Origin of the sequence: Duganella sp. CF458, assembly GCF_900113115.1 — a bacterium.
In the GTDB taxonomy this organism is placed as follows: Bacteria; Pseudomonadota; Gammaproteobacteria; order Burkholderiales; family Burkholderiaceae_D; genus Rugamonas.
In genome coordinates, this window is record NZ_FOOF01000008.1 from 219450 (window position 1) to 245171 (window position 25722).

The 25722-nt window shown below is 61.2% G+C and carries 25 protein-coding genes; 24 read left to right on the forward strand and 1 reads right to left on the reverse strand.

Going from position 1 to position 25722, the window contains the following annotated elements; translation table 11 throughout:
• Positions 1-32 precede the first annotated feature (32 nt).
• The 18 genes from queE (at position 33) to BM269_RS14445 (ending at position 17763) form a co-directional block, all read left to right on the forward strand.
• Positions 33-665, forward strand: a complete 633-nt coding sequence (gene queE / locus BM269_RS14355) for a 7-carboxy-7-deazaguanine synthase (RefSeq protein WP_090437793.1) — start codon at positions 33-35, stop codon at positions 663-665.
• A gap of 14 nt (positions 666-679) precedes the next feature.
• On the forward strand, positions 680-1123 hold the full coding sequence (queD, locus tag BM269_RS14360; protein ID WP_090437795.1) for a 6-carboxytetrahydropterin synthase QueD: 444 nt from the start codon (positions 680-682) through the stop codon (positions 1121-1123).
• 7 nt (positions 1124-1130) lie between these two features.
• On the forward strand, positions 1131-1583 hold the full coding sequence (gene tadA / locus BM269_RS14365; RefSeq protein ID WP_229204656.1) for a tRNA adenosine(34) deaminase TadA: 453 nt from the start codon (positions 1131-1133) through the stop codon (positions 1581-1583).
• A gap of 40 nt (positions 1584-1623) precedes the next feature.
• Complete coding sequence (locus BM269_RS14370) at positions 1624-2520, forward strand: alpha/beta fold hydrolase (protein WP_090437799.1); 897 nt, start codon at positions 1624-1626, stop codon at positions 2518-2520.
• Complete coding sequence (gene ldcA / locus BM269_RS14375; RefSeq protein ID WP_090437802.1) at positions 2517-3416, forward strand: muramoyltetrapeptide carboxypeptidase; 900 nt, start codon at positions 2517-2519, stop codon at positions 3414-3416. The genes BM269_RS14370 and ldcA overlap by 4 nt, the downstream gene beginning before the upstream one ends.
• Positions 3416-4687: an NAD(P)/FAD-dependent oxidoreductase gene (locus BM269_RS14380; RefSeq protein WP_090437804.1), complete on the forward strand. Its 1272-nt coding sequence runs from the start codon at positions 3416-3418 to the stop codon at positions 4685-4687. Before ldcA ends, BM269_RS14380 begins: the two co-directional genes overlap by 1 nt.
• A gap of 103 nt (positions 4688-4790) precedes the next feature.
• Entirely contained in the window at positions 4791-5357 is a 567-nt protein-coding gene (locus BM269_RS29980; protein ID WP_170860380.1) for a type VI secretion system Vgr family protein, read from the forward strand.
• Positions 5354-7282: a DUF2345 domain-containing protein gene (locus tag BM269_RS29985; RefSeq protein ID WP_170860381.1), complete on the forward strand. Its 1929-nt coding sequence runs from the start codon at positions 5354-5356 to the stop codon at positions 7280-7282. Before BM269_RS29980 ends, BM269_RS29985 begins: the two co-directional genes overlap by 4 nt.
• 5 nt (positions 7283-7287) lie before the next feature.
• Positions 7288-8175: a DUF4123 domain-containing protein gene (locus BM269_RS14395; RefSeq protein WP_170860382.1), complete on the forward strand. Its 888-nt coding sequence runs from the start codon at positions 7288-7290 to the stop codon at positions 8173-8175.
• Positions 8176-8619: 444 nt separating this feature from the next.
• Complete coding sequence (locus BM269_RS14405) at positions 8620-9006, forward strand: hypothetical protein (RefSeq protein WP_090437814.1); 387 nt, start codon at positions 8620-8622, stop codon at positions 9004-9006.
• 117 nt (positions 9007-9123) lie between these two features.
• The gene (locus BM269_RS14410) at positions 9124-9603 is read left to right on the forward strand and encodes a hypothetical protein (protein ID WP_139232746.1); all 480 of its coding nucleotides are present in this window, start codon (positions 9124-9126) and stop codon (positions 9601-9603) included.
• Complete coding sequence (locus tag BM269_RS14415) at positions 9593-11707, forward strand: T6SS phospholipase effector Tle1-like catalytic domain-containing protein (protein WP_090437818.1); 2115 nt, start codon at positions 9593-9595, stop codon at positions 11705-11707. Before BM269_RS14410 ends, BM269_RS14415 begins: the two co-directional genes overlap by 11 nt.
• 12 nt (positions 11708-11719) lie before the next feature.
• Positions 11720-11986 (forward strand): PAAR domain-containing protein, encoded by a 267-nt coding sequence (locus tag BM269_RS14420; protein ID WP_090437820.1) that lies wholly within the window; start codon positions 11720-11722, stop codon positions 11984-11986.
• 25 nt (positions 11987-12011) lie between these two features.
• Complete coding sequence (locus BM269_RS14425; protein WP_090437822.1) at positions 12012-13358, forward strand: hypothetical protein; 1347 nt, start codon at positions 12012-12014, stop codon at positions 13356-13358.
• Between the two features lie 147 nt (positions 13359-13505).
• Complete coding sequence (locus BM269_RS14430; protein ID WP_090437824.1) at positions 13506-15107, forward strand: ABC-F family ATPase; 1602 nt, start codon at positions 13506-13508, stop codon at positions 15105-15107.
• Positions 15108-16247, forward strand: a complete 1140-nt coding sequence (gene nadA, locus BM269_RS14435) for a quinolinate synthase NadA (protein ID WP_090437826.1) — start codon at positions 15108-15110, stop codon at positions 16245-16247.
• Positions 16244-17110 (forward strand): carboxylating nicotinate-nucleotide diphosphorylase, encoded by an 867-nt coding sequence (nadC, locus tag BM269_RS14440; protein ID WP_090437829.1) that lies wholly within the window; start codon positions 16244-16246, stop codon positions 17108-17110. Before nadA ends, nadC begins: the two co-directional genes overlap by 4 nt.
• A 146-nt stretch (positions 17111-17256) precedes the next feature.
• Positions 17257-17763 carry a hypothetical protein gene (locus BM269_RS14445; protein ID WP_090437830.1) on the forward strand — a complete coding sequence of 169 codons (507 nt, stop codon included), beginning with the start codon at positions 17257-17259 and terminating at the stop codon, positions 17761-17763.
• 49 nt (positions 17764-17812) lie between these two features.
• On the opposite strand, the gene BM269_RS14450 is transcribed toward BM269_RS14445, so the two are convergent.
• Positions 17813-19516, reverse strand: coding sequence for an MFS transporter (locus BM269_RS14450; RefSeq protein WP_090437832.1), 1704 nt, complete (start codon positions 19514-19516; stop codon positions 17813-17815).
• A 185-nt stretch (positions 19517-19701) separates the two neighbouring features.
• On the opposite strand from BM269_RS14450, the gene BM269_RS14455 reads away from it, so the two are divergent.
• Genes BM269_RS14455 through BM269_RS14480 form a run of 6 tightly spaced genes read left to right on the forward strand, consistent with a single transcriptional unit; the run spans position 19702 to position 25713 of the window.
• The gene (locus tag BM269_RS14455) at positions 19702-20880 is read left to right on the forward strand and encodes an acetyl-CoA C-acyltransferase (protein WP_090437834.1); all 1179 of its coding nucleotides are present in this window, start codon (positions 19702-19704) and stop codon (positions 20878-20880) included.
• Positions 20880-22703 (forward strand): acyl-CoA dehydrogenase, encoded by a 1824-nt coding sequence (locus tag BM269_RS14460; protein ID WP_090437836.1) that lies wholly within the window; start codon positions 20880-20882, stop codon positions 22701-22703. The genes BM269_RS14455 and BM269_RS14460 overlap by 1 nt, the downstream gene beginning before the upstream one ends.
• Positions 22704-22713: 10 nt before the next feature.
• On the forward strand, positions 22714-23016 hold the full coding sequence (locus BM269_RS14465; RefSeq protein ID WP_090437838.1) for a Dabb family protein: 303 nt from the start codon (positions 22714-22716) through the stop codon (positions 23014-23016).
• A gap of 10 nt (positions 23017-23026) precedes the next feature.
• Complete coding sequence (locus tag BM269_RS14470) at positions 23027-23812, forward strand: SDR family oxidoreductase (RefSeq protein ID WP_090437840.1); 786 nt, start codon at positions 23027-23029, stop codon at positions 23810-23812.
• Between the two features lie 9 nt (positions 23813-23821).
• Positions 23822-24820 carry an NADP-dependent oxidoreductase gene (locus BM269_RS14475; RefSeq protein ID WP_090437842.1) on the forward strand — a complete coding sequence of 333 codons (999 nt, stop codon included), beginning with the start codon at positions 23822-23824 and terminating at the stop codon, positions 24818-24820.
• Positions 24817-25713: an SDR family oxidoreductase gene (locus BM269_RS14480; RefSeq protein ID WP_090437844.1), complete on the forward strand. Its 897-nt coding sequence runs from the start codon at positions 24817-24819 to the stop codon at positions 25711-25713. The genes BM269_RS14475 and BM269_RS14480 overlap by 4 nt, the downstream gene beginning before the upstream one ends.
• The last annotated feature ends 9 nt before the right edge of the window (positions 25714-25722 follow it).

The following is a 25722-nucleotide window of genomic DNA, read 5'->3' on the forward strand; positions in this document are numbered from 1 at the left end:
TAATGTAGGGTTGCCGACCACCGGATTCACCCGTGACCTATAGCATTAAGGAAATTTTCTACACCCTGCAGGGCGAAGGCGCCCATGCGGGGCGACCGGCCGTGTTTTGCCGTTTTTCGGGTTGCAACCTGTGGACGGGCCGCGAGCAGGACCGCGCCAGCGCGGTATGCCAGTTCTGCGACACCGACTTCGTCGGTACCGACGGCGAGGGCGGTGGCAAATTCGCCACGCCGCAGGCACTGGCGCAGGCCATCGACAGCCAGTGGCCGGCCGGCCATGGCCACAAATACGTGGTGTTCACCGGCGGCGAGCCGCTGTTGCAGCTCGACGCGCCGCTGATCGCGGCGATGCACGCGGTGGGCTTTACCATCGCCATCGAAACCAACGGCACCATCGAAGTACCGGCAGGCGTGGACTGGATCTGCGTCAGCCCGAAAATGGGCGCCAAGCTGGTGGTTGGCAAAGGCAATGAAATCAAGGTCGTGATCCCGCAGAAGGACCAGGACCTGGCCGCCTACGAAGGCCTGGATTTCGAGAATTTCTTCGTGCAGCCGATGGATGGCCCGCTGGCGGCCTTCAATACCACGCTGGCGATCGAGACCTGCAAGCGCAATCCGAAATGGAAACTGAGCCTGCAAACCCATAAACTGTTGAACATACCTTAAGTATTGCTGACCCGATGTTAACGATTACCCGTAAGCTGGAATTCGATGCCGGCCATCGCATTCCGGACCACAAGAGCCAGTGCCGCAACCTGCACGGCCACCGCTACACCCTGGAAATCACGCTGACCGGCAAGGTGATCGACGCCGAAGGCAATTCCGACAACGGCATGATCATGGACTTCTCCGACGTCAAGACCATCGCCAAGGAGCACCTGGTGGATGTCTGGGACCACGCCTTCCTGGTGTACGAAAAGGACGCCGCGGTCAAGGATTTCCTGTCCTCGCTGCCCAGCCACAAGACCGTGGTGATCGACCGCATCCCGACGGTGGAAAACCTGGCTGCCGTGGCCTGGGACATCCTGAAGGCCGCCTTCCAGGACCGCTACGGCACCGGCCTGCACCTGCACAAGCTGGTGCTGCACGAAACGCCTAACTGCTGGGCTGAAATTGTCGAATGAGCTGTACATGCGCGAGGCGCTGCTGGAAGCGCGTCGCGCCTGGGCCGAAGGCGAGGTGCCGGTCGGCGCGGTGGTGGTCAAGGATGGCGTGGTGATCGGCCGCGGCTACAACCAGCCGATCGGCCGCCACGACCCGACCGCACACGCCGAAATCATGGCGATGCGCGCCGCGGCCGAAGCACTGGGCAACTACCGCCTGCCGGGCTGTGAGCTGTACGTGACGCTGGAGCCATGCGTGATGTGTTCCGGCGCCATGATGCACGCGCGCCTGTCGAAGATTGTTTACGGCGCGAGCGATCCCAAGACCGGCGCCTGTGGCTCCGTCGTCAATGTGTTCGAGAGCGGGCAGCTGAATCACCACGCCGCAGTGGAAGGCGGCTTGCTGGCCGAAGACTGCGGCCAGGTCCTGAAAGAATTCTTCGCCGAACGCCGCGCCGTGCGCAAAAACAACGCCGCCTGAGGGTGCGCCACGCACTGCTGTGGCGGTGCTATGCTGGACTATGGCCAGCGTTGATATAAACGGTATTACGATTACCTACGAGTCGAGTGGCGACCCGGCCGGACCGGCTGTGCTGCTGAACATGGGGCTGGCCCTGCAACTGATTTCCTGGCCCGGTGAGTTCGTCGACGGGCTGGCGCAGCGCGGCTTTCGCGTGATCCGCTACGACAACCGCGATGCCGGCCTGTCTTCCCATTTCGACCACCTGGGCGCGCCCAACCTCTGGCTGGCCTACCTGCGCCACCTGTGCGGCTGGCGCCAGAGCGCTCCGTATACCCTGAACGATATGGCCGGCGATGCGCTCGGGCTGCTCGACGCGCTCGGGGTGGCGGCGGCGCACGTCGTCGGGGTGTCGATGGGCGGCATGGTGTCGCAGATCATGGCGGCGCGCTACCCGGCGCGCACGCTGAGCCTGACCTCCATCATGTCGAGCAGCGGCCGTCCCGGCCTGCCCGGGCCGACGCCGGCGGCGCGGCGCATCCTGCTGCGGCGCACCGCAAGCGCCCACCATCGCGCGCGCGTGGTGGAGCAGATGGTCGATACCTTCCGGACCATTGGCAGCCCGGCATTTCCGACGCCGGAACACTTGCTGCGCCAGATGGCCGGCGAGGCGGTGGCGCGCAATGTCAATGGCGACGGGGTGGCGCGGCAACTGGTGGCGATTGCCGCTTCCGGCGACCGCAGCGCGCTGCTGCACAAGATCCGCTGCCCGGCGCTGGTGATCCACGGCGATGCCGATCCGCTGGTGCCGTGCGCCTGCGGCATCGACACCGCGCGCCAGATCCCGGGCGCGCGGCTGGAGCTGATCGAGGGCATGGGGCACGATATGCCGCCGGCCTTGGTTGGCAGGCTGCTAACCTTGCTCGATCAACACCTGCGGAGTAATATGGCTGGGTGAAAAATATCGGAATTGCCATCGCCGGAACCAGCGGCTACCCCATCGATGACGCCGCGCTGGCACGCGGTATAGGCCGTCTTGAGGCGCAAGGCTGCATCGTCCACAACTACTATGATCCGGCCCGCAAATTCCAGCGTTTCGCCGGCACGGATCAGGACCGCCTGGCCCAGCTCAACGCCGCTGCAGCCGATCCGAATTGCCAGGTCGTGATCGCCTTGCGCGGACAGTACGGCATCAGCCGCATCCTGCCGCATATCGATTTCCGTGCCATGGCCGACAGCGGCAAGCTTTTCGTCGGCTTCAGCGATCTCACGGCTTTCCATATGGGCCTGTACCAGGCGGCGGGGCGTATCAGTTTCGCCGGGCCGATGAGCGCGGACTTTGTGCGCGAGGAGCCGGTCGCGTACACGCTCAAGCAGTTCTGGGATTGCCTGCATGGGCCGACGCACTCCGTGCGCGGGGCGGCGCTTGGCAACCCGCAGGTGGACGTGCAGGGCACGCTGTGGGGCGGCAACCTGGCAATGATCAACCACTTGATTGGCACGCCATACTGGCCGCACATCGATGGCGGCATCCTGTTCCTGGAGGATATCGGCGAACACCCTTACCGCGTCGAGCGCATGCTGCTGCAGCTGCATTTTGCCGGGGTGCTGGAGCGGCAGCGCGCCATCGTGCTGGGCGATTTCTCCGGTTACCGATTGTCGCCTCATGATAACGGCTATGACTTCGATACCATGCTGGCCTATATCCGGGGCCTGCTGCCCGTGCCGGTGCTGACCGGGCTGCCGTTCGGACACGGTGAGGAGCGCTGTACTTTGCCATTTGGGGCACAGGCGCAGCTCGTTTCCGACGCCGAGGGCTTCGAGCTGACAGTCAGCGGGTACCCAACCCTGTGATGAACGGTGCGGAGAGCTACTACCGCGCTACTGCGCCCGGCGATGCCTATGCGCCGCTGGCAGGCCGCCAGGAGGCGCGCATTTGCATCATCGGCGCGGGTTTTGCCGGCCTCGCGACGGCGATGTCGCTGATGGAGCACGGCGAACGCGACGTGGTGCTGCTCGAGGCCGAAACTGTCGGCCATGGCGCATCGGGCCGCAATGGCGGGTTCGTGTTCGGCGGATATTCGCTTGATGAACAGGCTTTGCTTGCCACTGTTGGCGCGGAGCAGGGCAAGCGGCTCTACCAGCTCACGCTTGGCGCGGTCGACCAGATTCGCCGCCGTATTGCGCAGTACGGCATTGAATGCGATGCGACGCATGGCGGCATCTATCTTGCGAACTGGTTCGACGATCCGCGCGTACTGGATGAGCGCCAGCGCTTCATGCAGGAGCATCTAGGCGTCGAGTGGCAAAGAATTTCGCCTTCCGATTTCGCCGAAAAGGCCCGCAGCGAACGCTATTTCGGCGCCCTGTTTGAGGAAAACGCTTTCCACTTTCATCCACTGAAATATACGCAGGGCCTGGCGCGCGCGCTGCACGCCGGCGGCGTGCGGGTGCATGAAGCGAGCAGGGCGTCTGCAATCGAGGCGCGCAATGGCAAAGGCTGGCGCGTCGCGACGGCCGGCGGCGAAGTGCTGTGCGATGAGGTGGTGGTCTGCTGCGGCGGCTATATCGAGCGCCTTTATCCCGCCTTGGCGGGCGCGATCCTGCCGATTGCGACTTATGTGATGGTGACCGAGCCGCTGGGCGATCGCATGCCGGCCGTGCTGGCGACCGATGCGGCTATTTACGACACGCGGTTTGCTTTTGACTATTACCGCCCTTTGCAGGACAGCCGCCTGCTATGGGGCGGCCGCATTTCGATCCGCTCGCGCAGCCCGCAGGACGTGGCGCGCCTGCTGTACGAGGACATGTTGAAGGTCTATCCGCAGTTGGCCGGGACCAGGGTAGACCACGCCTGGAGCGGGTTGATGAGCTATGGACGCCACAAGATGCCGCAACTGGGCAGGCTACCCAGCGGGGTCTGGTACGGCATGGGCTTTGGCGGTCACGGGGTCGGTCCCACTTCCTTGGCCGGCGACGTGCTGTCGGCGGCGTTGATGGGCGAGCTGACCCAGGTTGAGCAGTTTGGAGCCTGGGGCTTGCCCACCACCGGCGGCCCCGCCGGCCTGCTAGCTGCCCAACTGGCCTACTGGTACTACGAACTGCGCGACTGGATTCGCCAATAACACAGGTATGCCTTGCCCCGCGCACTGTTGAATTCACGTATTAGTTGCCAGTGATAAAATAGTTGCCTCAAATGCAAATGGTTGGGGTTTTTGGATGAAAAATATGCAAGCTCTGCTTGGCGTCACGCAGCAGGGCCGGTTGCTGAAGCTTGACACGCCCCTGGGTACCGATGTGCTGCTACCGCACCGCGTCGTGGGGGAGGACAGGTTAGGACGAGGTTATACTTTTACGCTCGATGCCCTGTCGCTGCAGGACGATATTGAGCTCAAGCAGTTGATTGCCCAGCCAATTGCGCTGTGGATCAGGCAAGCAGGCTCCACCGATTATCTGCCCGTGCACGGCTACGTGCAGCAAGCCTCCATGCTCGGGCACGACGGCCAGTTCACGGTCTACCAGCTGGTGTTTTCGTCCTGGTTATATTTCCTGCGATTCCGGCATGATGCCCGCATCTGGCAGGACAAGAGCACCGACGACATCATCAGCGAGGTGTTCAACCAGCACCCGCAGGCTAGCGGCCGCTTCCGCTTTGACCTGGCCGAACCGGCCCAGCCGCGTTCCTACTGCACGCAGTACGAGAGCGACTGGAATTTCGTGATGCGCTTGATGGAAAGCGAAGGCTGGTACTGCTACCACGAGCAGGAAAAGACGGATCCAACCACACCCTGGTGATTACCGATTCCGTGTCCCAGTTGAAGCCGCTGGTGCCGGAAGAAATTCAGTTCCATCGTGGGGCAAAGAGCGATGAAATCGACAAGATCACCCATTGGGGCGGCCAGCGCAGGTTGCAGAGCCGGCAGCTGTCGACGGTAACCTACGACTACAAGGCGCCCAGCAATCAAAAAGCCACGAATACCTATACCCAGCCTGGGCATGGCGAGGTGCCTGACCAGCTGGAGGTCTACGAATATACCGGGCCCTATACCTATCTGGAGCGGGAGCGTGGCGACACCTTGGCCAAGATCAAGGTCGAAGGCTGGGAGTCCCAGGCCAAGCGATATTTTGCCTGGTCGAGCGTCCCTGGCATGGCTGCGGGGGTTGGGCGCTGGTTCAGCCTGGCAGACCACGCCGACCATAACAGTGATGAGGCAGAAGGCCGGCAGTTCATGGTCATCAGCTTGCATTGGTACATCGAGAACAATCTGCCGTTTTCGACCAGAGTCAATCACTATCCCGGCAGCCTGGAAGGCAGGATTGCCGATGCAAAACGCCAGACTGCTGCCAGCGACAAGGTCCTGAATGAACAGAGCGGCTACTTTGTCAACAGCATCGAGGTGCAGCGCCGCAGTGTTGAATACCGCAGCCCACTGGTGCACACCAAACCGGAAATGCACCCGCAAATTGCGGTGGTCGTGGGCCCTGAAAGCGAAGAAATCTATACCGACGCCCTCAACCGGGTAAAGATCAAGTTCCCGTGGAACCGTTTGAATCCGGGCGACGAAAAGGCCTCCTGCTGGGTCAGGGTGAGCTACCCGAATGCTGGGCAGGGTTATGGTGGGCTGCATGTCCCGCGCATCAAGATGGAAGTTATCGTGACTTTCCTGGGCGGAGATCCGGATCGCCCGATCATCACGGGCCGCGTCTATAACACTGAGCAAGCGCCTGACTGGCACACGGACGGCAAGTTGTCCGGCTATAAATCGAAGGAGTACAAGGGTAGCGGATTTACGCAGTTGGTGATGGACGACAATACCAACCAGAACCGCGTTCAACTCTACAGCACCAATACCAATGCACAGCTGAACCTGGGCTACCTGGTTGGGCAGCAAGGCAACAAGCGTGGTCCATTCTACGGTTCGGGCTTTGCGCTCAACACCGACGCTTTCGGCGCCATTACAGCGAATAAGGGCCTTTATATCAGCACCTTCGGCCGGCCCGGATCGCAACTCGACGTGCGGGATGCCGAGCAGCAGCTGGAAACCAGTCAGAACCTGGCTAAGTCCCTTTCGGAAACCAGCAGCAAGGCCAATGCTGAAACCCTGGACGCTCAGGAGTCGTTGCAGAAATTCGCCGAGGCGACACAAGACAGCTATGACGGCGATGGCCAACAACAAGCCAATCGCTTCAAAGAGCCGATCTTGTTGGCTGCGGCTCAAGGCGGCATCGGCTTGACGACACCCAAGAGCACGCACATCCACAGTGGCGAGGACATCACAATGTCGTCGGGGAAGGACAGCAACCTGGCTGTTGGAAAGAGCTTCGTCGCCAGCATTAGGGAGAAGCTGAGCCTGTTTGCCTACAACGGTGGCATGAAATTCTTTGCCGCCAAAGGCAAGGTCGAAATTCAGGCGCAAAGCGATAACCTGGACATCATTGCGGAGAAAGTGCTGCGCCTGATTTCGACCACCGAGAACATTGAGATTTGGGCCAAGAACGAAATTACGATTGGCGCCGGCGGATCGGCAATCAAGATCAATGGATCGGGCATCACCGATATAACCAGCGGCCAGCGGATTATCCATCAAAGCGAGTTCAGCCTGACCTCCGCCAAGGCTATGCCGTTCGCCATGCCGACACTTCCCAAAGCGATCTGCCTGGAATGCTTGATGAAACGTGCAATGTCACGATCCGCCTTTATGAACAAGGGAACACAATGAGAGTTATGAAAGAATTTTTGGAGCATTGGGAAACCCTTCCCCAAGCGGTCCCGTTGCACCTGTACGCCATTGTCGATTCGGCCCAGGACGCGAGCCTGCTTGCGGCGCTTCACAAGGCGACACCCGAAACGCAAAGCGAATGTTTGCTTCCCGACGCGCAGGGCCCGGAATTGAGCAAAGCGGCCCCCCACCTGGTAGCCTTGCCGCCGTTCGTGGAAGAATTGGATGCTTGGCGGCTCATTGCACGTCGCTCCGCCGCAAATCCTGCCTGTGTCACCGTCATCGCCAGCCCCCTGCGATTTTCGCGGCTCCATGCCCAACTGGCCGCGTTTACAGAGGTTGTGCTGCCCGATGGAGATGAAATGCACTTTGCATTTTGGGATCCCGTCATCCTCGGCACGTTGGTTGGACAGAAAAGCGATAGCACATTGCATGTGACGGGCCCCGTACTGACCGCACGACAGCGCAGCAAACTGCTGACGGGAGTTCAGGTATGGTGGTACTGGGGGCGAGATGGTAAGGAGCAGCAAATAATAGACGAGGCGCGACAGAGCGACGCCGACCAGGTAGTGCTGCCGCTCAAGTTGGCCCCGGTTCAGTTGGAAATGTTGATCGAAGCAAGCGTCCCCGACCATTTGCGGGGGTACATCAAACAGAATCAGCCGATGCTAATGCATGGCATGTCAGAACTTGAGCAGTATTTAAGCGTGAAGCGACATTTGCTGTCTGCTAGGCGACTCAATTTGCGGGGCATGCAAGACCTCATCAACTACATCTGCGCGGAGTTTATCTACGGCGAGCAAATGCGGAATGACAGCGTCATCATAGAACTGTTGGGCAAAGTAAAGTCTGGCGAAATCACCCTCGCGAAGGCACTGGAGCAATTCCCATGATAATGACGAGACGCCGTAAAATCCTTGGGGGTTTAGCGGGGGCGGCGCTGCTTTATCCGTTCGCCGCCAGTTGCAACGGAGCTGCACTCTCAGCGAAGACCAAGCAAAAACTTCCCAAAACGATTTGCGTTGAATGCTTAAGGAAACGCGCAATTTCGCGCTCCGCTTTCGTAAACAAGGGAACGCGCTGATGCCCGTGAGGGATTTTATGGCGCGTTGGCAGGCTCCCTCTCAACGAGCTGCTGAGTTGAGTACGGCGGTGCCCTGTCTAGTGAAACATGACAACGTTATGGCTGATTGGGATGAGAACGTTGCCCTGAAAGCGCTTGGCGGTGAATTGGAGCAATCCCAGTGAGTTCGACAAGTCGTCGCGATATTCTCCGTGGCCTTGCAAGTGCACTGGTGCTTTGCCCGTTCGTTGCCAGTTGCAAAGGGAAACTATTTATGAGTAATGAAATTGTGCTGAGCGTTGTGTTGTTCAGCTATATGAACCGGCCGATCTTTGATGTGCTCCTGAACGGCAGCGACATCGGCGCGGCAATCGCCTATGGCGGGGGCGGGGGCATCATGACCGGGGAAACAATTCCGTTTGGCCCGCAAAAGCTGAGTTGGTGCCTGGGCGGCCCCGAAGGAATGCCACGCAACGGCGACACTGTGATCGCCAAGAATGCCCTAGCTATAAGCAGGGATCAGGTTCCACCGAATTCGCGGTATTTAGGGGTGCATATTTATCCCGACGATACGGCGGAATTGACTTTTGCAGAGTACATTCCCGAGCGAACTCCTCGCGGGGAGAGCATCCTCGCTGAGGCCCTAAAGGATGTCCGTTAAATTCATTATCAATCTCAACTTGACGAGCAATGTCAATGGTTGTCAGTTTCGCGAAGGCCTCCCAGGAAGAAGAAGTGACAATTCGCCATATCGAACAAGGAAAAAGGGGCACTATCCATGAGTGTGAAGACTCGCCGGAAATTTTTCGGCAGCCTTGCAGGAGCAGCGCTGCTGTATCCGCTTGTTGCCAGTTGTAAAGGGAAACTATTTATGAGTAATGAAATTGTGTTAAGCGTTGTGTTGTTCAATTATGTGAACCGGCCGATCTTTGAGGTGCTCCTGAACGGCAGCGATATCGGCGGGGCAATGGCTTACGGCGGGGGCGGGGGCATCATGACTGGCGAAACGATTCCATTTGGCGCGCAAACTCTTAGCTGGCGCCTGAGTGGTCCTGAAGGAACGCCACGCAATGGCGACACCGTGATGGCCAAAAATGCCTTGGCCATCGGCAAGAATCAAGTTCCACCGAATTCCCGCTATCTAGGAGTGCATATTTATCCCGACGACACTGCGGAATTTACTTTTTCGCAATATATCCCTGAGGTGAGTCCTCGCGGCGAAACTATTCTGGCAGAGGTTCGTAAGCGTGGACGATAAGAATGAGCAATTGCATGCTGCGCAGGCTTGCAACCGTGATGTGCCGGGGTGCGAGTCGACTGCAAAACAGGATTGCTCCGACGTCGTTCATCTGAGCCTGTTTTTTGACGGCACTGGCAACAACAAGGATGTGGACGAAAAGCCAAAGAAGTGGAGCAATGTCGCACGCATGTGGCTGTCGGCGACGTTTGCCATCGATCTGGTCGAGGGTGCAAAGAATATTCATGCTATTTACATTTCGGGCGTTGGCACGCCATTTAATGGAACGGCAACGGGCTGGCTGGATAAGGCGGGAACCAGCGTTCAGGATACGGCGTTCGGCAACGCAGGCGGCGGTGGCGGTACCCGTCGTACAGAATTCGGACAAAGCAATGTCAATGATGCCCTGCGTCAGGTGCTAATAACCAATGCAAGCAAGCTCGGTGGTGTCGCCAAAGCGTATGCAGACAAAAGCAAAGACAAGAGTTTTGCAGAATTAAGCATGGCATTGGGTGGCCATCGGTTGATTAAAGTCATCAATATCTCGATTTTTGGCTTCTCGCGGGGAGCCGCGTTGGCGCGTGCGTTCTCAAATGACTTCATCAAGCTCTGCAAGAAGGATCAGCATGGTCAATTGACCTATAAGGAGATTCCAGTTCGCCTCCAATTCATGGGACTGTTCGACACAGTGGCATCGTTTGGAGCGCCCTCCGCGAATATGGATGGATTGTTCTCGGAAAAGAATCTCAGGGTTCCCAGCCAGAGCGAACGCTGCGTGCACTATGTTGCCGCCCACGAATTGCGTTTTTCTTTTCCGGTGGACTTGATCCGACAGAAAGGCCAATTAGCTTCTAGTTGGACCGAGACAGTCTATCCCGGGGTCCACTCAGATGTCGGCGGCGGGTATCTGCCACTTGCGACCAATGGTGGCAATGACGACTCGGCCAATCAGGGCATTACCAACAATCTGGCGCGAATTCCGATGCGCGACATGATGGGTGAGGCTATTAAGTCCGGGGTGCGGATGTACTCATATCGCGAAGTCGAGAAATTGCATAAGGCGGTGTTTATCGAGCGATTTGCGATCGAGCCCAAAACCCAGGAGCTGTACAACAACTATATGGCCAGTGTGGCACCGAACGGAAGCATTGAACAGGTTATAGCCGCGCACATGAAGGCCTTGTATTCAGCGTATGGGACCATGACTCGCAAAGGTATCAAGACCGCAGACGTTGTGCAAAAAGAGAGTTCGCTGGGGAATCGACTCATTGGCCACGACAGCATGGCGCGCGAAGCGGAACTATTGCTTAACCCAGGCAAAGCCATTGCGAACGACGTCAAGACTATTTCGCCAGTGAAGGCCGCCACAAGGACTGTCCGCTTTATCGGCGAAAATTATGGGCAAGTCGTTAATCCTGAGGCTTGGCGTCTGGAGGCGTGGAAGGCTACAGCCAACGATCATGTGGTGGCCTTCGTTAGGAACATGGTGCATGACTCCAAGTCCGGTTTTCTCATGAGCATTGAGCCTTTCAGCTATTTCCGCCCACGCGGCATGACAGAGTCAAGCCATAACGTTCTTGCTCAGGGCTTGCAGTGGTTGGAAAAGAGTGCGGTTGCGGCCAAGGAGGGCGTCATAAAGGTCTACCACACAGCACAAGGGGTCGTGGTCGAAACCTGGAACAAGGGCGTCCTCGTCGCCACGCGAACATATAAAATCGGCGAGAAGTTCGTTATCGATACCGTACATGCGGGGGAAAAATACGCTGTCGAGGTCTATCAGACCAGCAAGGAAGTCGTCATTTCCACTGTTGAGACCGGTCAGCGAGTAATTGTTTCATCGATTAATACCGTGCAGACGAAAGCCACCGAGCTGGCGGACGCCACCGAAAAGAAAGCTACCGAGTTGGCCGATGCCGCCGGAAAGAAATCGACCGAGCTGATGAACGCCGCCGAAAAGAAATCAACTGAACTCCTGCACGCTGCCCAGAAAGGCGCATCCGATATGGCGCACCAGGTAAGCGAAGGGGCGAAGCAAGTTTCGGAAACTGTCGGCAACACCATTGATGCAGGGATGTCGGCGGTGGAAAACGGCTGGAAGGCGTCCAAGGCCGCCTTGGGCTTCTAAGCAGACTGAGTGATGGCACTCCCTATAGTTCGCCTTGGCGATAAGACCACGCATAACGGCGTCGTGGTTAGCGCTTCGCCTAATCACACTATTCACGGCGTCGGCATCGCGCGGGTTGGTGACATGGTCAATTGCCCGAAATCGGGGCATGGCACCAATCCAATCGTCGAAGGTTCGCCGACTTTTACCATCGATGGCCGCCAGGTGGCTTTACATGGGCATCGCAGCGCTTGTGGCTGCGCCTTGATTGCCAGTCTGTCGACCGCATCACAAGCTTAATATTTTGAAATTGAGTGCATTCTTCATGTCCCCCAATCCTGTCGTGCGCGCCGGCGCATGGCTGCTGACGTTTCTGCTGCTGGCGCTGTTTTGGGTCATGCTGCTGCGTTTTATATCGCTCGATGGCGTCTTCAGCTCTCTTGGCAAGATAGGTGTTGGCGATACGCAGTCGATCATAATAATCACGCTACTGCCGCCGCTCGCGACTGCCTTTGTGAGTTGGGCTGGCCTGCGAGCGCTTAGGACCGCCGATCCAGCGCCGGCTACGGCACTTGCTCAAGCGGCAACCGTTGCCGTTCCGGCTCCGGCGGCAGACCCATCTGAACCATTGGGCATCGCCGCCTGGAGCGCTATAACGCCGTTGGGCGACGCGGGTGCGACGCTGTCCCGCTGCCTCGCTTGCGAGAAAGCGTTCAAGCCAGACAGCGCGATCCGCAACGACGAGGGGCACCCGGTCCATGCCGCGACAATCCAGGATCTGCCGCTTGAGGCACTGAACTTCCCGTTAGCAACGCGTTCCCGTGGCGAGCGTGTGCCGGCAATGCTGGTGTCCGTGCTTGATTCCTTGTTCAATCAGCAAGAAAAACTGGCTCGCTCATCTCTGTCAACCACGGTCTACTTACTACAGCCCGAAGCGTTGCCGCCGGAAGACGCTCGGCAGGGATTTGCGATGGCCTGGGCGCACTCTTCTTGGCGTAGTTCGAAGTACGAACTGCATTTATTGCCCGCGGCGAACTCCGATGCTTATGTGACGATCAACTCCCTGGCGCCGCATCTGAAAGCTGGCAAGATGCAGCATGCTTTGCTGCTGGCGGCAGACAGCCTGGTGGACCCCCTTGAGTTGCGCGCTCCCCTGGCGTTGCAAGAGGTGTTTTCCAACTCTGTGCCTGACGGTTTTGTGCCGGCCGAGGGCGGGGCGGGCCTGATGCTGGTGGACGGCTCGTACGCCAGGGAGTCGAATCTTGTTGTCACCTGCTCGATCGGCGCCGCGCAGCAGCAGCAACGCGCCGCCGACCGCGGAGCAGCGGGGAAAAGCAATTGCAGCACGCTGCCGGACAGCATGACGGCCGCAATGGTTGCTGCACGGGCGCCTGCGGAAGAGATCGGCATGGTCGTCAGCAACACCGATCATCGTTTGCCCCGTAGCCTTGAAGTAATCCAGGCCATGGAGCAAGTGTTGCCCGAGCTGGACGTGTTGACCCGAAGACTGGCGCCGATGGCCTTAGCCGGCAATTTTGGCGCCGCATCAGACCTGATTCATCTTGCGTTGGCTGCCGAGGCGGCAATGGCAAACGGGCAGCCGTCGCTGGCAATCAGTGTGAGTCATGCTCGCAATACTGGCGCTGTGGTCATTACGCCAAGCATGGCCTGAACCTCCGAAGCCGCTTCCCGGGGCGGCTTGTCTTTGTTGTAATTTGTGCCTGGGCTTACACCGGCCTCTGTCGCCGGTCCCCGCTAGGCGTCCATAGGCGGCGCAGGGTATAATGCCCGATTCGCTTTTTCTCACCATTTCCCCAGCATGCTTTCTACCGCAAACATCACCATGCAGTTCGGCGCCAAGCCGCTGTTCGAGAACATTTCCGTCAAATTTGGCGACGGCAACCGCTACGGCCTGATCGGAGCGAACGGCTGCGGCAAGTCGACCTTCATGAAGATCCTCGGTGGCGACCTCGAACCATCCGCCGGCAACGTCAGCCTGGACGCCAACGAGCGCCTGGGTAAGCTGCGCCAGGACCAGTTCGCATATGAAGAGATGCGCGTGCTGGACGTGGTCATGATGGGCCACACCGAAATGTGGGAAGCGATCAGCAAGCGCGACGCCATCTACGCCAACCCGGAAGCCACCGACGAAGATTATATGGAAGCGGCCGAACTGGAAGGCAAGGTCGCCGAGTACGACGGCTACACCGCCGAATCGCGCGCCGGCGAGCTGCTGATGGGCGCCGGTATCGACATCAGCCTGCACCAGGGTCCGATGAGCGCCGTGGCGCCGGGCTGGAAGCTGCGCGTGCTGCTGGCGCAGGCCCTGTTCTCCAATCCGCACATCCTGCTGCTGGACGAACCGACCAATAACCTGGATATCGACACCATCCGCTGGCTGGAAGAAACGCTGAACCAGCGCGATTCCACCATGATCATCATTTCCCACGATCGCCACTTCCTGAACCAGGTGTGCACCCACGTGGCCGACATGGATTACGGTACGCTGAAGATCTACCCGGGCAATTACGACGAATACATGCTGGCCTCGACCCAGGCCCGCAACCAGCAGCTGGCCAATAACGCCAAGGCCAAGGACAAAGTCGCCGAATTGCAGGACTTCGTACGCCGCTTCTCGGCCAACAAGTCCAAGGCCCGCCAGGCCACCTCGCGCGCCAAGATGATCGACAAGATCAAGATCGAAGACATCAAGCCATCTTCGCGTGCCTACCCGTTCGTACGCTTCGACGGCGAGAAAAAGCTGCACCGCCTGGCCGTGGAAACCCAGGGCATCTCGAAATCCTTCGACCGCACCCTGTTCAAGAATGTCGACATCGCGGTGGAAGCGGGTGAGCGCATCGCCATCATCGGCGCCAACGGCGCCGGCAAGACCACCATGCTGCGCTGCATCGGCGGCCAGGAGATCGCCGGCCTCACCGCCGACACCGGCCTGGTCAAGTGGGCAGAAAATGCCAACGTCGGCTACATGCCGCAGGATCCGACCGAAGAATTCGCATCCGACCTGAACCTGACCGACTGGATGGGCCAGTGGACCCAGGAAGGCGACGACGACCAGGCCGTGCGCTCCTCGCTGGGCCGCCTGCTGTTCGGCGGCGACGAAGTCAAGAAATCGGTCAAGGTCCTGTCGGGTGGTGAAAAAGGTCGTATGATGTATGGCAAGCTGATGCTGGGCCGTCACAATGTCCTGCTGCTGGACGAACCGACCAACCACATGGACATGGAATCGATCGAGTCGCTCAACATCGCCCTGGAAAAGTACGCCGGCACCCTGGTCTTCGTGTCGCATGACCGCGAGTTCGTTTCCTCGCTGGCCACCCGCATCATCGAGATCAAGGAAAACGAAGTCGTGGACTTCCGCGGCGGCTATGAAGAATACTTGAAGAGCCAAGGCATCGAGTAAATGAACGCGATTGTTGCACCTATCAAGACTGTCGAATTCGAGAAGCCAGTCGAAGGCGGCAGCTGCGTGGCCCATGCGTGGGCCCGCACCCCGGCCCCCGTGCCGGCCAACGAAAAAATCCTGCTGAAGGAACGCATCAAGACCCTGCTGCGCGAGCGCAACGCCGTGCTGGTGGCCCACTACTACGTGGACGCCGACCTGCAGGACCTGGCCGAGGAAACCGGCGGCTGCGTTTCCGATTCGCTGGAGATGGCGCGCTTCGGGCGCGACCATCCGGCCAAGACCCTGGTGGTGGCCGGCGTCAAATTCATGGGCGAGACGTCCAAGATCCTGAGCCCGGAAAAAACCGTGCTGATGCCGGACCTGGACGCGACCTGTTCGCTCGACCTGGGCTGCCCGCCGGAAGACTTCATCGCCTTCTGCGACCAGCACCCGGACCGCACCGTGGTGGTGTACGCCAACACCAGCGCCGCCGTGAAAGCGCGCGCCGACTGGATGGTGACGTCCTCGATCGGCCTGGACATCGTCAAGCACCTGCACGAGCAGGGCAAGAAGATCCTGTGGGCACCGGACAAGCACCTGGGCGGCTACATCCAGAAGCAGACCGGCGCCGACATGCTGCTGTGGCAGGGCTCCTGCCTGGTGCACGACGAATTCAAAGGCGTCGAACTGGACCTGCTGAAAGCCGAACACCCGAACGCGAAAGTGCTGGTGCACCCGGAGTCGCCGGCCAACGTGGTCGAGCAGGCCGACGTGGTGGGTTCCACTTCGCAGCTGATCGCCGCCGCCGTCAGCTTGCCAAACACCGAATTCATCGTCGCCACCGACAACGGCATCCTGCACAAGATGCGCATGGCGGCGCCGGGCAAGACCTTCATCGAAGCGCCAACCGCCGGCAACAGCGCCACCTGCAAGAGCTGCGCGCACTGCCCATGGATGGCGATGAACGGCCTGCGCAACCTGGCCGACGTGCTGGAAAACATGAACAACGAGATTCATGTTGATCCAGAAGTTGGCAAGCTGGCGCAGCGCTCGATCAACCGCATGCTCGATTTCGCGGCAGCCAAGAAAGCCAGGATCGCCCCAGGCGCAGACCTGGCGAAAGAAGCCCAACTGTTCCAAGGTATCGGTCCTGCATGAGCACACTGAAGAATACATTCGCACCGTTCGACGATGCGCTGGCCGGGGCGTACGAGCGCAACCTGCTGGCGGCCTTGATGGAAGATATCGGCACCGGCGACCTGACCGGCAAGCTGGTACCGGAAGACGGCCGGGCTACCGCACGCGTGATCGTGCGCGAGGAAGCGGTCCTGTGCGGCGCGCCCTGGTTCGAAGGCGTGATGGAAGCGCTGGACCCGGCCATCGGCATCGACTGGCACTATGCGGAAGGCGACCTGATGGCCGCCGGCACCGCGGTCTGCACCATTGTCGGCCCGGCACGCGCCATCCTCACTGCCGAACGCTCGGCGCTGAACTTCATGCAACTGATGTCGGGCGTGGCGACGGCCACCCGCCGCTATGTCGACGTGATCGCCGGCACCACGGCGGCCATCCTCGACACCCGCAAAACGCTGCCAGGCATGCGCTTGGCGCAGAAATACGCGGTGCGCGTAGGCGGCGGCCAGAACCAGCGCCTGGCGCTGTATGACGGCATCCTGATCAAGGAAAACCATATTGCGGCGGCCGGCGGCATTACCGCGGCATTGGCGGCGGCCAAGCGCCTCGACGCGAAAGTCGGCATCCAGGTCGAAGTGGAAACCCTGGCACAGCTCGATGAAGCATTGAACGCGGGCGCAGTCTCGATCCTGCTCGACAACTTCAATCTCGACATGATGCGCGCCGCGGTGCAGCTCAACGGCGGCCGGGCGTTGCTGGAAGCCTCCGGCGGCGTCAACTTCGACACCGTGCGCGCCATCGCCGAAACCGGCGTGCACCGCATCTCCATCGGCGCCCTGACCAAAGACATCAAGGCCACCGACTTCTCCCTCCGTATCATCGGCTAAGTCACGCAGCGCGGCTGTCGTGCGGTTGTTGCGTGTATGCCGCGGTGACAAAGTGTGAGTATCCAAGGCGGTTTGCAGCGTAAAGTCTTCGCTGGAGCCGCCGCTCCGGCGTCTCCAATACCCCCAACTGTTCTGGAGGAGACGCCATGTCAGAACTATTGCACATCAGTACAACGCTGGCCAAGATCATTGCCCGTATCAACCCCAAAGTATGGGAAGTGATCGGCGGCGGCCCGCTCGGCAGGAAGTATCAGCATGCTGCCCATCTGGCCGAGCCCGACCCGGTTCCCTGGCTGGAAGCTGCGCAGCTGTCCGCTGTCAGCCTGGCCCAACGGCAGGTCGACGCCGCGGCCGCGCTCACCACGCAAGGCGGCGACAGCAAGGCCTTCCTGAAAGCCATCCTGGACGACTGGTGCGGCACGGTGCCGCGCCCACCACTCAACTGGCCCGGCGGCGGTCCACGCCCACCGCGTCCGCCACGGCCCGATGAGCTGGAAGACTACACGCTGCCGATGGCGGGCGGCCTGGCCTTTGTCGCGCTGAGCGAAACCATCGGCAACGAAGTCTTTGCCAAGCAGATAGCTGAACTGGGCGGCAATATCATCGACCGCACCGCCAGCTACGCTCTGGAACATACCGAAAAGCGGCGCTAAACGAAAAAAGCCGCCCGGGCAGGGCGGCTTCGGTCGGCAGCAGGACCGCTTAGTCTTGCGCGTAGATGTTGTTGTCCTTGGTTTCACGGATGCACAGCGCGCCGATCACCAGGGTCGCCAACGCAATCACGATCGGATACCACAGGCCGTAGTAAATGTCGCCTTTGAACGCCACCAGCGCGAACGCAGTGGTTGGCAGCAAGCCGCCGAACCAGCCGTTACCGATATGGTATGGCAGCGACATCGAGGTGTAGCGGATGCGGGTCGGGAACATCTCCACCAGCATGGCCGCGATCGGGCCGTACACCATGGTCACATAGATCACCAGCACCCACAGGATCAACACCATCATTGGCTTGTTGATCTGGGCCGGGTCGGCCTTGGCTGGATAGCCGGCTGCCTTGACCGATTCTGCCACCGCTTTTTTCAGTTCGCCTTCCTTCTTCTTGGAGTCGGCGTCGAAGTTAAGGCCGTCGGCGGTCATGGTCGCGTTGAAAGCCGGCACTTCCTTGTCGCCCACCCTGATCACTGCCACGCTGCCGGCCGGGGCATCCTGGCGGGTATAGGCCACCGAAGCTTTCGACAGCATCGACGCGGCGATATCGCACGACGACGGGAATTTCTTCTCGCCGGTGGCGTTGAACTGGAAGTGGCAGGAGGCGGGATCAGCCACCACCACCACCGGCGAGTTCTTGATTGCCGATTCCAGTTGCGGATTGCCGTAGTGGGTCAGGGCGCCGAACAGCGGGAAGTAGGTGGCCGCTGCAATCAGGCAGCCGCCCAGGATGATCCACTTGCGGCCGATCTTGTCGGACAGGCTGCCGAAGAAGATGAAGAACGGCGTCGCCAGGATCAGTGCAATGGCGATCAGGATGTTCGCGGTGGCGATGTCCATCTTCAGCGTCTGGATCATGAAGAACAGCGCGTAGAACTGGCCGGTATACCACACTACCGCCTGGCCCATGGTCAGGCCGATCAGCGCGAAGATCACGATCTTCAGGTTTTTCCACTGGCCGAAGGCTTCGCTCAGGGGCGCTTTGGAGGTCTTGCCTTCCGCCTTCATCTTGGCGAAAGCAGGGGACTCGTTCATCGACAGGCGGATCCACACCGAGATGCCGAGCAGTGCAACGGACACCAGGAATGGAATGCGCCAGCCCCAGGATTCGAATTCCTCCAGCGGCATCGACTGGCGCACGCCCAGGATCACCAGCAGCGACAGGAAGAAGCCCAGCGTGGCCGTGGTCTGGATCCATGCCGTGAACAGGCCGCGCTTGCCGTGCGGCGCATGTTCGGCCACATAGGTGGCGGCGCCGCCGTATTCACCGCCCAGCGCCAGGCCTTGCAGCAGGCGCAGTGCGACCAGGATGATCGGCGCCGCGATGCCGATGGTGGCGTAGTTCGGCAGCAGGCCCACGATAAAGGTGGACAAGCCCATGATCAGGATCGTCACCAGGAAGGTGTATTTGCGGCCGATCATGTCGCCCAGGCGGCCGAACACGATGGCGCCGAACGGGCGCACAATGAAACCGGCAGCGAAGGCCAGCAGCGCGAAAATGAAGGAGGTGGTCGGGTCGCCGACGAAGAACTGCTTGGCGATGATCGATGCGAGCGAACCGTAAAGATAAAAGTCGTACCATTCAAACACGGTACCGAGCGAAGAGGCGAAGATGACCTTCTTCTCTTCCTTGGTCATCGGTGCGGCTTTGCCGCCGCCGATGCTCCGCCCGTCGGCGGTGCCAGAACTAATTGCCATTTTGCTTGTCTCCAATTGTGGTGTGTGTATTTCAAATGCTTCAACGGCAGGATGGAGTCTGGACCCGGTTCCTTACGTCATGCTTGCTTGAAACTTACACAAAACTTACAAGTCAAACAATTTAGCGAACGACCGTGCTAAAGCTGTGCTATGCTGGTTCGAAACAATTCATGCAGGAGACCGCCATGACCGACGCAGTCATTGTTGCAACCGCCCGCACCGGGCTCGCCAAATCCTGGAAAGGCGCCTTCAACATGACGCACGGGGCCACGCTCGGCGGCCATGTGCTGCAGGCGGCGCTGGCCCGGGCCGGCATCGAGGCGGGCGAGCTGGAAGACGTGGTCATGGGCTGCGCCAACCCCGAGGGCGCCACCGGCGGCAATATCGCGCGCCAGATCGCCTTGCGCGGCGGCGCGCCGGTCACGGTGCCGGGCATGACCATCAACCGCTTCTGCTCGTCCGGCCTGCAAGCCATCGCCACCGCCGCCCAGCGCGTGCTGGCGGGCGAGGGCGAGATCTTTGCGGCCGGTGGTGTCGAATCGATCTCCTGCGTGCAGCAGGAAATGAACCTGCACATGTACCAGGACGTGTGGCTGAATGAGCACAAGCCGGCGATCTACCTGCCCATGCTGCAGACCGCGGAAATTGTCGCCCAGCGCTACGGCATTCCGAAACAGCGCCAGGATGAGTATGGTGTGCAAAGCCAGCAGCGTGCCGCGGCGGCCCAGGCAGCGGGGCTGTTCGACGCCGAGATCGCGCCGATCACCGTCACCATGGGCGTGGCGGACAAGTCAAGCGGCATGCTGGGCACGCGCGCGGTCACCATCTCCGCCGATGAAGGCATCCGGGCCGACACCACGCTCGAAGCGGTGCGCGGCATCCGCACCGCGCTGCCGGGCGGCGTGATCACGGCCGGCAATGCCAGCCAGTTTTCCGACGGCGCGTCCTGCGCCATCGTCATGAGCGACCGCGCCGCCGCCGCCAAAGGCTTGCAGGCGCTGGGCGTGTTCCGCGGCTTCGCGGTGGCGGGCTGCGAGCCCGATGAAATGGGCATCGGCCCGGTTTTCGCGGTGCCCAAGCTGCTCAATCGCGCCGGCCTGAAGGTCGACGACATCGGCCTGTGGGAGTTGAATGAAGCCTTCGCCGTGCAGGTGCTGTATTGCGCCGACAAGCTGGGCATCCCGCTGGAGCGCTTGAACGTCAACGGCGGCGCCATCGCGGTCGGCCATCCTTACGGCGTCTCCGGCGCCCGCATGGTCGGCCACGCGCTGATCGAGGGCAAGCGCCGCGGCGTCAAGTATGTGGTGGTCACCATGTGCATCGGTGGCGGCCAGGGTGCGGCAGGCCTGTTCGAGGTGCTGTGATGGCGTCCCGGCTGCTGAACCGCCGCGATGTGGAATTCATGCTCTATGACTGGCTCGACGCGGAGCGCCTGGCCGGGCGCCCGCGCTTTGCCGACCATAGCCGCGAGACTTTCACGGCCGCGCTGGACACCGCCGAACAGATTGCGTCCGAGCTGTTCGCGCCGCACAACAAGCTGAGCGACCAGCAGGAACCGCACTTCGACGGCGCGCGGGTCAGCGTGATTCCGGAAGTGAAACGTGCGCTGGACGCGTTCTCGGCGGCGGGCCTGATGGCCGCCGGCCATGATTACGCCTTGGGCGGCATGCAGTTGCCGCTGACCGTGGAGAAGGCGGTCACGGCCTATTTCACCGCCGCCAACATGGCCACGTCCAGTTACGCCTTCCTCACCATCGGCAACGCCAACACACTGCTGAAATGCGCCTCCACCGCGCAGGTGGAGCATTTCGTGCGGCCCATGCTGGAGGGCCGCTGGTTCGGCACCATGTGCCTGAGCGAACCGCAGGCCGGCTCCAGTCTGTCGGACATTAGCACCCGCGCCGCGCCTGACCCGGACGTGCCCGGCCAGTACCGCGTGTGCGGGAACAAGATGTGGATTTCCGGCGGCGAGCACGAATTGGCTGAGAACATCGTCCACCTTGTGCTGGCCAAGATCCCCGGCGCCGACGGCAAGCTGGTGGCGGGGGTGAAAGGTATCTCGCTGTTCATCGTCCCCAAATTCCTCGACAACGGCGAGCGCAACGACATCGCCCTGGCCGGCCTGAACCACAAGATGGGCAACCGCGGCACCACCAACTGCCTGCTGAACTTCGGCGAAGGGCGCCACTTGCCGGGCGGCCGCAGCGGCGCCGTCGGCTACCTGGTGGGCCGCGCGGGCCAGGGCCTGTTGAATATGTTCCATATGATGAACGAGGCCCGCATCGGCGTCGGCCTGGCAGCGGCGGTACTGGGCTACACCGGCTACCTGCACGCGCTGGAATATGCCCGTGAGCGCCCGCAAGGCCGCCATCCGGCCGCCAAAGACCCGTCATCGCCGCAACTGCCGATCATCGCCCATACCGACGTGCGGCGCATGCTGCTGGCGCAAAAGGCCTACGTGGAAGGCGCGCTGGGCCTGTGCCTGTACAGCGCGCGCCTGGTCGACGATGAGCATACCGGCGAGACACCGGAAGTGCGCCAGCGCGCCGGCCGCCTGCTGGAGTTCCTGACGCCGATCACCAAGTCCTGGCCTTCGCAATGGGGCCTGGAGGCAAACAACCTGGCGATCCAGGTCCACGGCGGCTATGGCTACACGCGCGAGTACAACGTCGAGCAGTTCTACCGCGATAACCGCTTGAACCAGATCCACGAAGGCACGCACGGTATCCACGGCCTGGACCTGCTGGGCCGCAAGGCCAGCATCCACGATGGGGCCTTGCTCAAGACCATGGCGGAGGAAATCCGCGCCACCGTGCAGGCGGCCAGGAACACCGGCCGCGGCGCCGATGCGCGCCAGCTGGACGCGCACGCCAGCGCGCTCGATGCCGCCTGGTGCCGGGTTGAACAAGTGACGCAGGCGCTGTATGCTGCCTCCGACCTTAACCAGACCCTGGCCAACGCTACGGTCTACCTGGAGGCGGTGGGGCATGTGGTGGTGGCGTGGATATGGCTGCAGCAGGCCATGGCAGCTGTCGCCAAGCTGCCGGAAGAGGACAGCTTCCGGCGCGGAAAACTGCAAGCCTGCCGTTATTTCTACCAATGGGAGCTGCCCAAGGTCCAGCCGCAGCTGGATCTTCTGGCCGCCCTCGATACGACCACGCTCGACATGCAGGATGCGTGGTTCTGAGGATTAGCGAATGATCAAGCACATCGTCATGTGGAAGCTGAAAGAGCACGCCGAAGGCGCCGACCGCGCCACCAATGCCGCCAGGATGAAGCAGCAATTGCTGGCCTGCGCCGGCATCGTGCCCGGCATCCTGACACTGGAGGTGGGCATTGCCGAACCGGGCCTGGAGGCCACCTACGACGTCGTGCTGTACTCCGAATTCGAAAACAAGGAAGCGCTCGACGCATACCAGTCGCACCCGCAGCACCAGGCTCTTAAGCCATTCTTCGGCGCTGTGCGCGAGGCGCGCCAGTGCATGGATTACTCACTATAAGGACTCGAACATGCGAACTACCCAGGAACTCTTCGACCTCGCAGGCAAAACCGCACTGGTCACCGGCGGCTCGCGCGGCCTGGGCCTGCAAATGGCCCTGGCGCTGGGTGAGTTGGGCGCCAAGGTGGTGCTCACCTCGCGCAAGCAGGCCGACCTGGACGAGGCAGTTGCCGTGTTGCAGGAGCGCGGCGTCGAAGCCTTCGCCATCGCCGCCGACCTGGGCAAGGAAGCGTCGATCGATCCGCTGGTGGACGCTGCGCTGCACGCGTTGGGCGGCCATATCGACATCCTGGTCAACAATGCCGGCGCCACCTGGGGCGCTCCCGCGGAAGACTATCCGCTGGAAGCCTGGGACAAGGTGATGAACCTGAACGTGCGCAGCATCTTCCTGCTGTCGCAAGCGGTCGGCAAGCGTTCCATGATCCCGCGCCGCTCCGGCCGCATTATCAATATCGCATCGATCGCCGGCCTGGCAGGCAATGGCCCCGGCACCATGAAGACCGTCGCTTACAATACGTCCAAGGCGGCCTTGATCAATTTCACCCGCGCCCTTGCCGGCGAATGGGGCGAGTACGGCATCAACGTCAATGCTTTGGCGCCGGGATTCTTCCCTTCGAAGCTGAGCGCTGGCGTGATCAAGGCCATGGGTGAAGACAAGCTGGCGGCGGCAGCACCGCTGCAGCGCCTGGGCGGCGAGGAGGACTTGAAGGGCGCGGTTGCGCTGTTCGCTTCCGACGCCGGCCGGCACATTACCGGCCAGGTCCTGGCAGTGGATGGCGGGGTCTCGGCAGTCTAAGGAGTTTGCATGACTAAGTATCATCGCATCGTGCTGGCCTCGCGCCCGCGCGGTGTCGTCGTGCCGGAAAATTTCCGGCTTGAAGAAGTGGACGTGCCGGCGCTGGCCGAGGGCCAGGTCCTGGTGCGCAACCATTACCTGTCGCTGGACCCGTATATGCGCGGGCGCATGAGCGACGCCAAAAGCTACGCCGCGCCGCAGCCGCTCGACCAGACCATGATCGGCGGCACCGTGGGTGAGGTGATCGGGTCGCGCAACGCCCATTTCGCCGTCGGCGAGTTCGTGGCCGGCATGTTCGGCTGGGCCGAGATGGGGTTGTCCGATGGCGCCGGACTGCGCAAGGTCGACACCGGCGCGATCCCGCCATCGGCCCACTTGGGCGTGGTCGGCATGCCCGGCATGACCGCCTGGTATGGCATGCATGAGATCCTGCGTCCGAAGCTGGGCGAAACCGTGGTGGTATCGGCCGCCAGCGGTGCGGTGGGCAGCGCGGTCGGCCAACTGGCCAAGCTGGCCGGCTGCCGGGCGGTCGGCATCGCCGGCGGCAAAGCGAAATGCGATTACGTGGTCAAGGAACTGGGCTTCGATGCCTGCGTCGACTACAAGGGCGGCAACCTGAAGGCCGAGCTGGCGGCGGCCACGCCCGGCGGCATCGACGCCATCTTTGAAAATGTCGGCGGCGAAGTCTTCGACACCGCGCTGGGCCGCACCAATGCCTTCGCCCGCGTTGCCCTGTGCGGCCTGCTGGCCGGCTACACCGGCGCCGAGATCCCGATCCGCAACGCCAAGAAACTGCTCCTGAGCCGCATCACGCTGCGCGGCTTCATCGTCACCGAACATATGGATATGTGGCCGCAAGGCCTGTCTGAAATGGGCAGGCTGGTCGCAGCGGGCAAGCTGAAATACCGCGAAACGATTTCCCAGGGCTTGGCCTCCGCGCCGGACGCCCTTATCGGCCTGCTGCAAGGCCACAACTTCGGCAAACAACTTGTGAAACTCACTCCATGAAAAACTTCCAAGGCAAGGTCGCAGTAATCACCGGTGGCGCCAGCGGCTTTGGCCGCGAGTTCGCGCTGAAAGCCCATTCGCTCGGCATGAAGCTGGTGCTGGCCGACGTGCAGCAGGACGCGCTTGACGCCACCGCCGCGGAATTGCGCGGGCAGGGCGCCCAGGTCGTGGCCGTACGCTGCGACGTACGCAAGTCGTCTGAAGTGCAGGCGCTGGCCGATGCGGCGATGCGCGAGTTCGGCGCGGTGCACCTGGTCTTCAACAACGCCGGCGTCGGCTTCGGCGGCCTGCTGTGGGAAGCGACCGAAGCGGATTGGGATTGGGTGATGGGCGTGAACGTGTCGGGCGTGATCCACGGCGTACGCGTCTTCACGCCGCTGATGCTTGAATGCGCCAGGCGCGACCCGGATTATGAAGGCCACATCGTCAATACCTCGTCGATGGCCGGCGTGCTCTGCCCGCCGGTGATGGGCGTCTACAACGTGTCCAAGCACGCGGTCGTGGCGTTGACGGAGAGCCTGTATCACGATCTGTCGCTGGTGCAGGCGCCGATCAGCGCCTCGGTGCTGTGCCCATTCTTCGTCCCGACCGGCATCCACCAGTCGCACCGCAACCGGCCCGGCGACACGCCGATGGAGGGCAAGCCGACCGCCAGCCAGATGGCGGCGCAGGCCATGGTGAGCAAGGCCGTCACCTCGGGCAAGGTGTCCGCGCAAGACGTGGCGCAACTGACCTTTGCTGCCATCGCCGACGGCAGGTTCTACATCTTCACCCACCCTCAGGCGCTGGACGGGGTGGCGCAGCGGGCACGCGACATGGTGGCACAGGACAATCCGGCCGATCCGTACGCGGCTACGCCGCAGGTTCGTGAGGCCTTGCGCGCAATGTTGTGAGAGAATGCG

Bases quoted from the DNA above. Each gene is read 5' to 3' on its own strand.
- BM269_RS14395 (WP_170860382.1), top strand. From the start codon at position 7,288: ATGAAAGAATTTTTGGAGCATTGGGAAACCCTTCCCCAAGCGGTCCCG.
- BM269_RS14460 (WP_090437836.1), top strand. From the start codon at position 20,880: ATGGCGTCCCGGCTGCTGAACCGCCGCGATGTGGAATTCATGCTCTAT.
- BM269_RS14455 (WP_090437834.1), top strand. From the start codon at position 19,702: ATGACCGACGCAGTCATTGTTGCAACCGCCCGCACCGGGCTCGCCAAA.
- BM269_RS14430 (WP_090437824.1), top strand. From the start codon at position 13,506: ATGCTTTCTACCGCAAACATCACCATGCAGTTCGGCGCCAAGCCGCTG.
- BM269_RS14380 (WP_090437804.1), top strand. From the start codon at position 3,416: ATGAACGGTGCGGAGAGCTACTACCGCGCTACTGCGCCCGGCGATGCC.
- BM269_RS14405 (WP_090437814.1), top strand. From the start codon at position 8,620: ATGAGTAATGAAATTGTGCTGAGCGTTGTGTTGTTCAGCTATATGAAC.
- BM269_RS14445 (WP_090437830.1), top strand. From the start codon at position 17,257: ATGTCAGAACTATTGCACATCAGTACAACGCTGGCCAAGATCATTGCC.
- BM269_RS14410 (WP_139232746.1), top strand. From the start codon at position 9,124: ATGAGTGTGAAGACTCGCCGGAAATTTTTCGGCAGCCTTGCAGGAGCA.
- BM269_RS14470 (WP_090437840.1), top strand. From the start codon at position 23,027: ATGCGAACTACCCAGGAACTCTTCGACCTCGCAGGCAAAACCGCACTG.
- tadA (WP_229204656.1), top strand. From the start codon at position 1,131: ATGCGCGAGGCGCTGCTGGAAGCGCGTCGCGCCTGGGCCGAAGGCGAG.
- BM269_RS14465 (WP_090437838.1), top strand. From the start codon at position 22,714: ATGATCAAGCACATCGTCATGTGGAAGCTGAAAGAGCACGCCGAAGGC.
- BM269_RS14425 (WP_090437822.1), top strand. From the start codon at position 12,012: ATGTCCCCCAATCCTGTCGTGCGCGCCGGCGCATGGCTGCTGACGTTT.
- BM269_RS14370 (WP_090437799.1), top strand. From the start codon at position 1,624: ATGGCCAGCGTTGATATAAACGGTATTACGATTACCTACGAGTCGAGT.
- BM269_RS14475 (WP_090437842.1), top strand. From the start codon at position 23,822: ATGACTAAGTATCATCGCATCGTGCTGGCCTCGCGCCCGCGCGGTGTC.
- BM269_RS14420 (WP_090437820.1), top strand. From the start codon at position 11,720: ATGGCACTCCCTATAGTTCGCCTTGGCGATAAGACCACGCATAACGGC.
- nadA (WP_090437826.1), top strand. From the start codon at position 15,108: ATGAACGCGATTGTTGCACCTATCAAGACTGTCGAATTCGAGAAGCCA.
- BM269_RS14450 (WP_090437832.1), bottom strand. From the start codon at position 19,516: ATGGCAATTAGTTCTGGCACCGCCGACGGGCGGAGCATCGGCGGCGGC.
- nadC (WP_090437829.1), top strand. From the start codon at position 16,244: ATGAGCACACTGAAGAATACATTCGCACCGTTCGACGATGCGCTGGCC.
- BM269_RS29980 (WP_170860380.1), top strand. From the start codon at position 4,791: ATGCAAGCTCTGCTTGGCGTCACGCAGCAGGGCCGGTTGCTGAAGCTT.
- queD (WP_090437795.1), top strand. From the start codon at position 680: ATGTTAACGATTACCCGTAAGCTGGAATTCGATGCCGGCCATCGCATT.
- BM269_RS14480 (WP_090437844.1), top strand. From the start codon at position 24,817: ATGAAAAACTTCCAAGGCAAGGTCGCAGTAATCACCGGTGGCGCCAGC.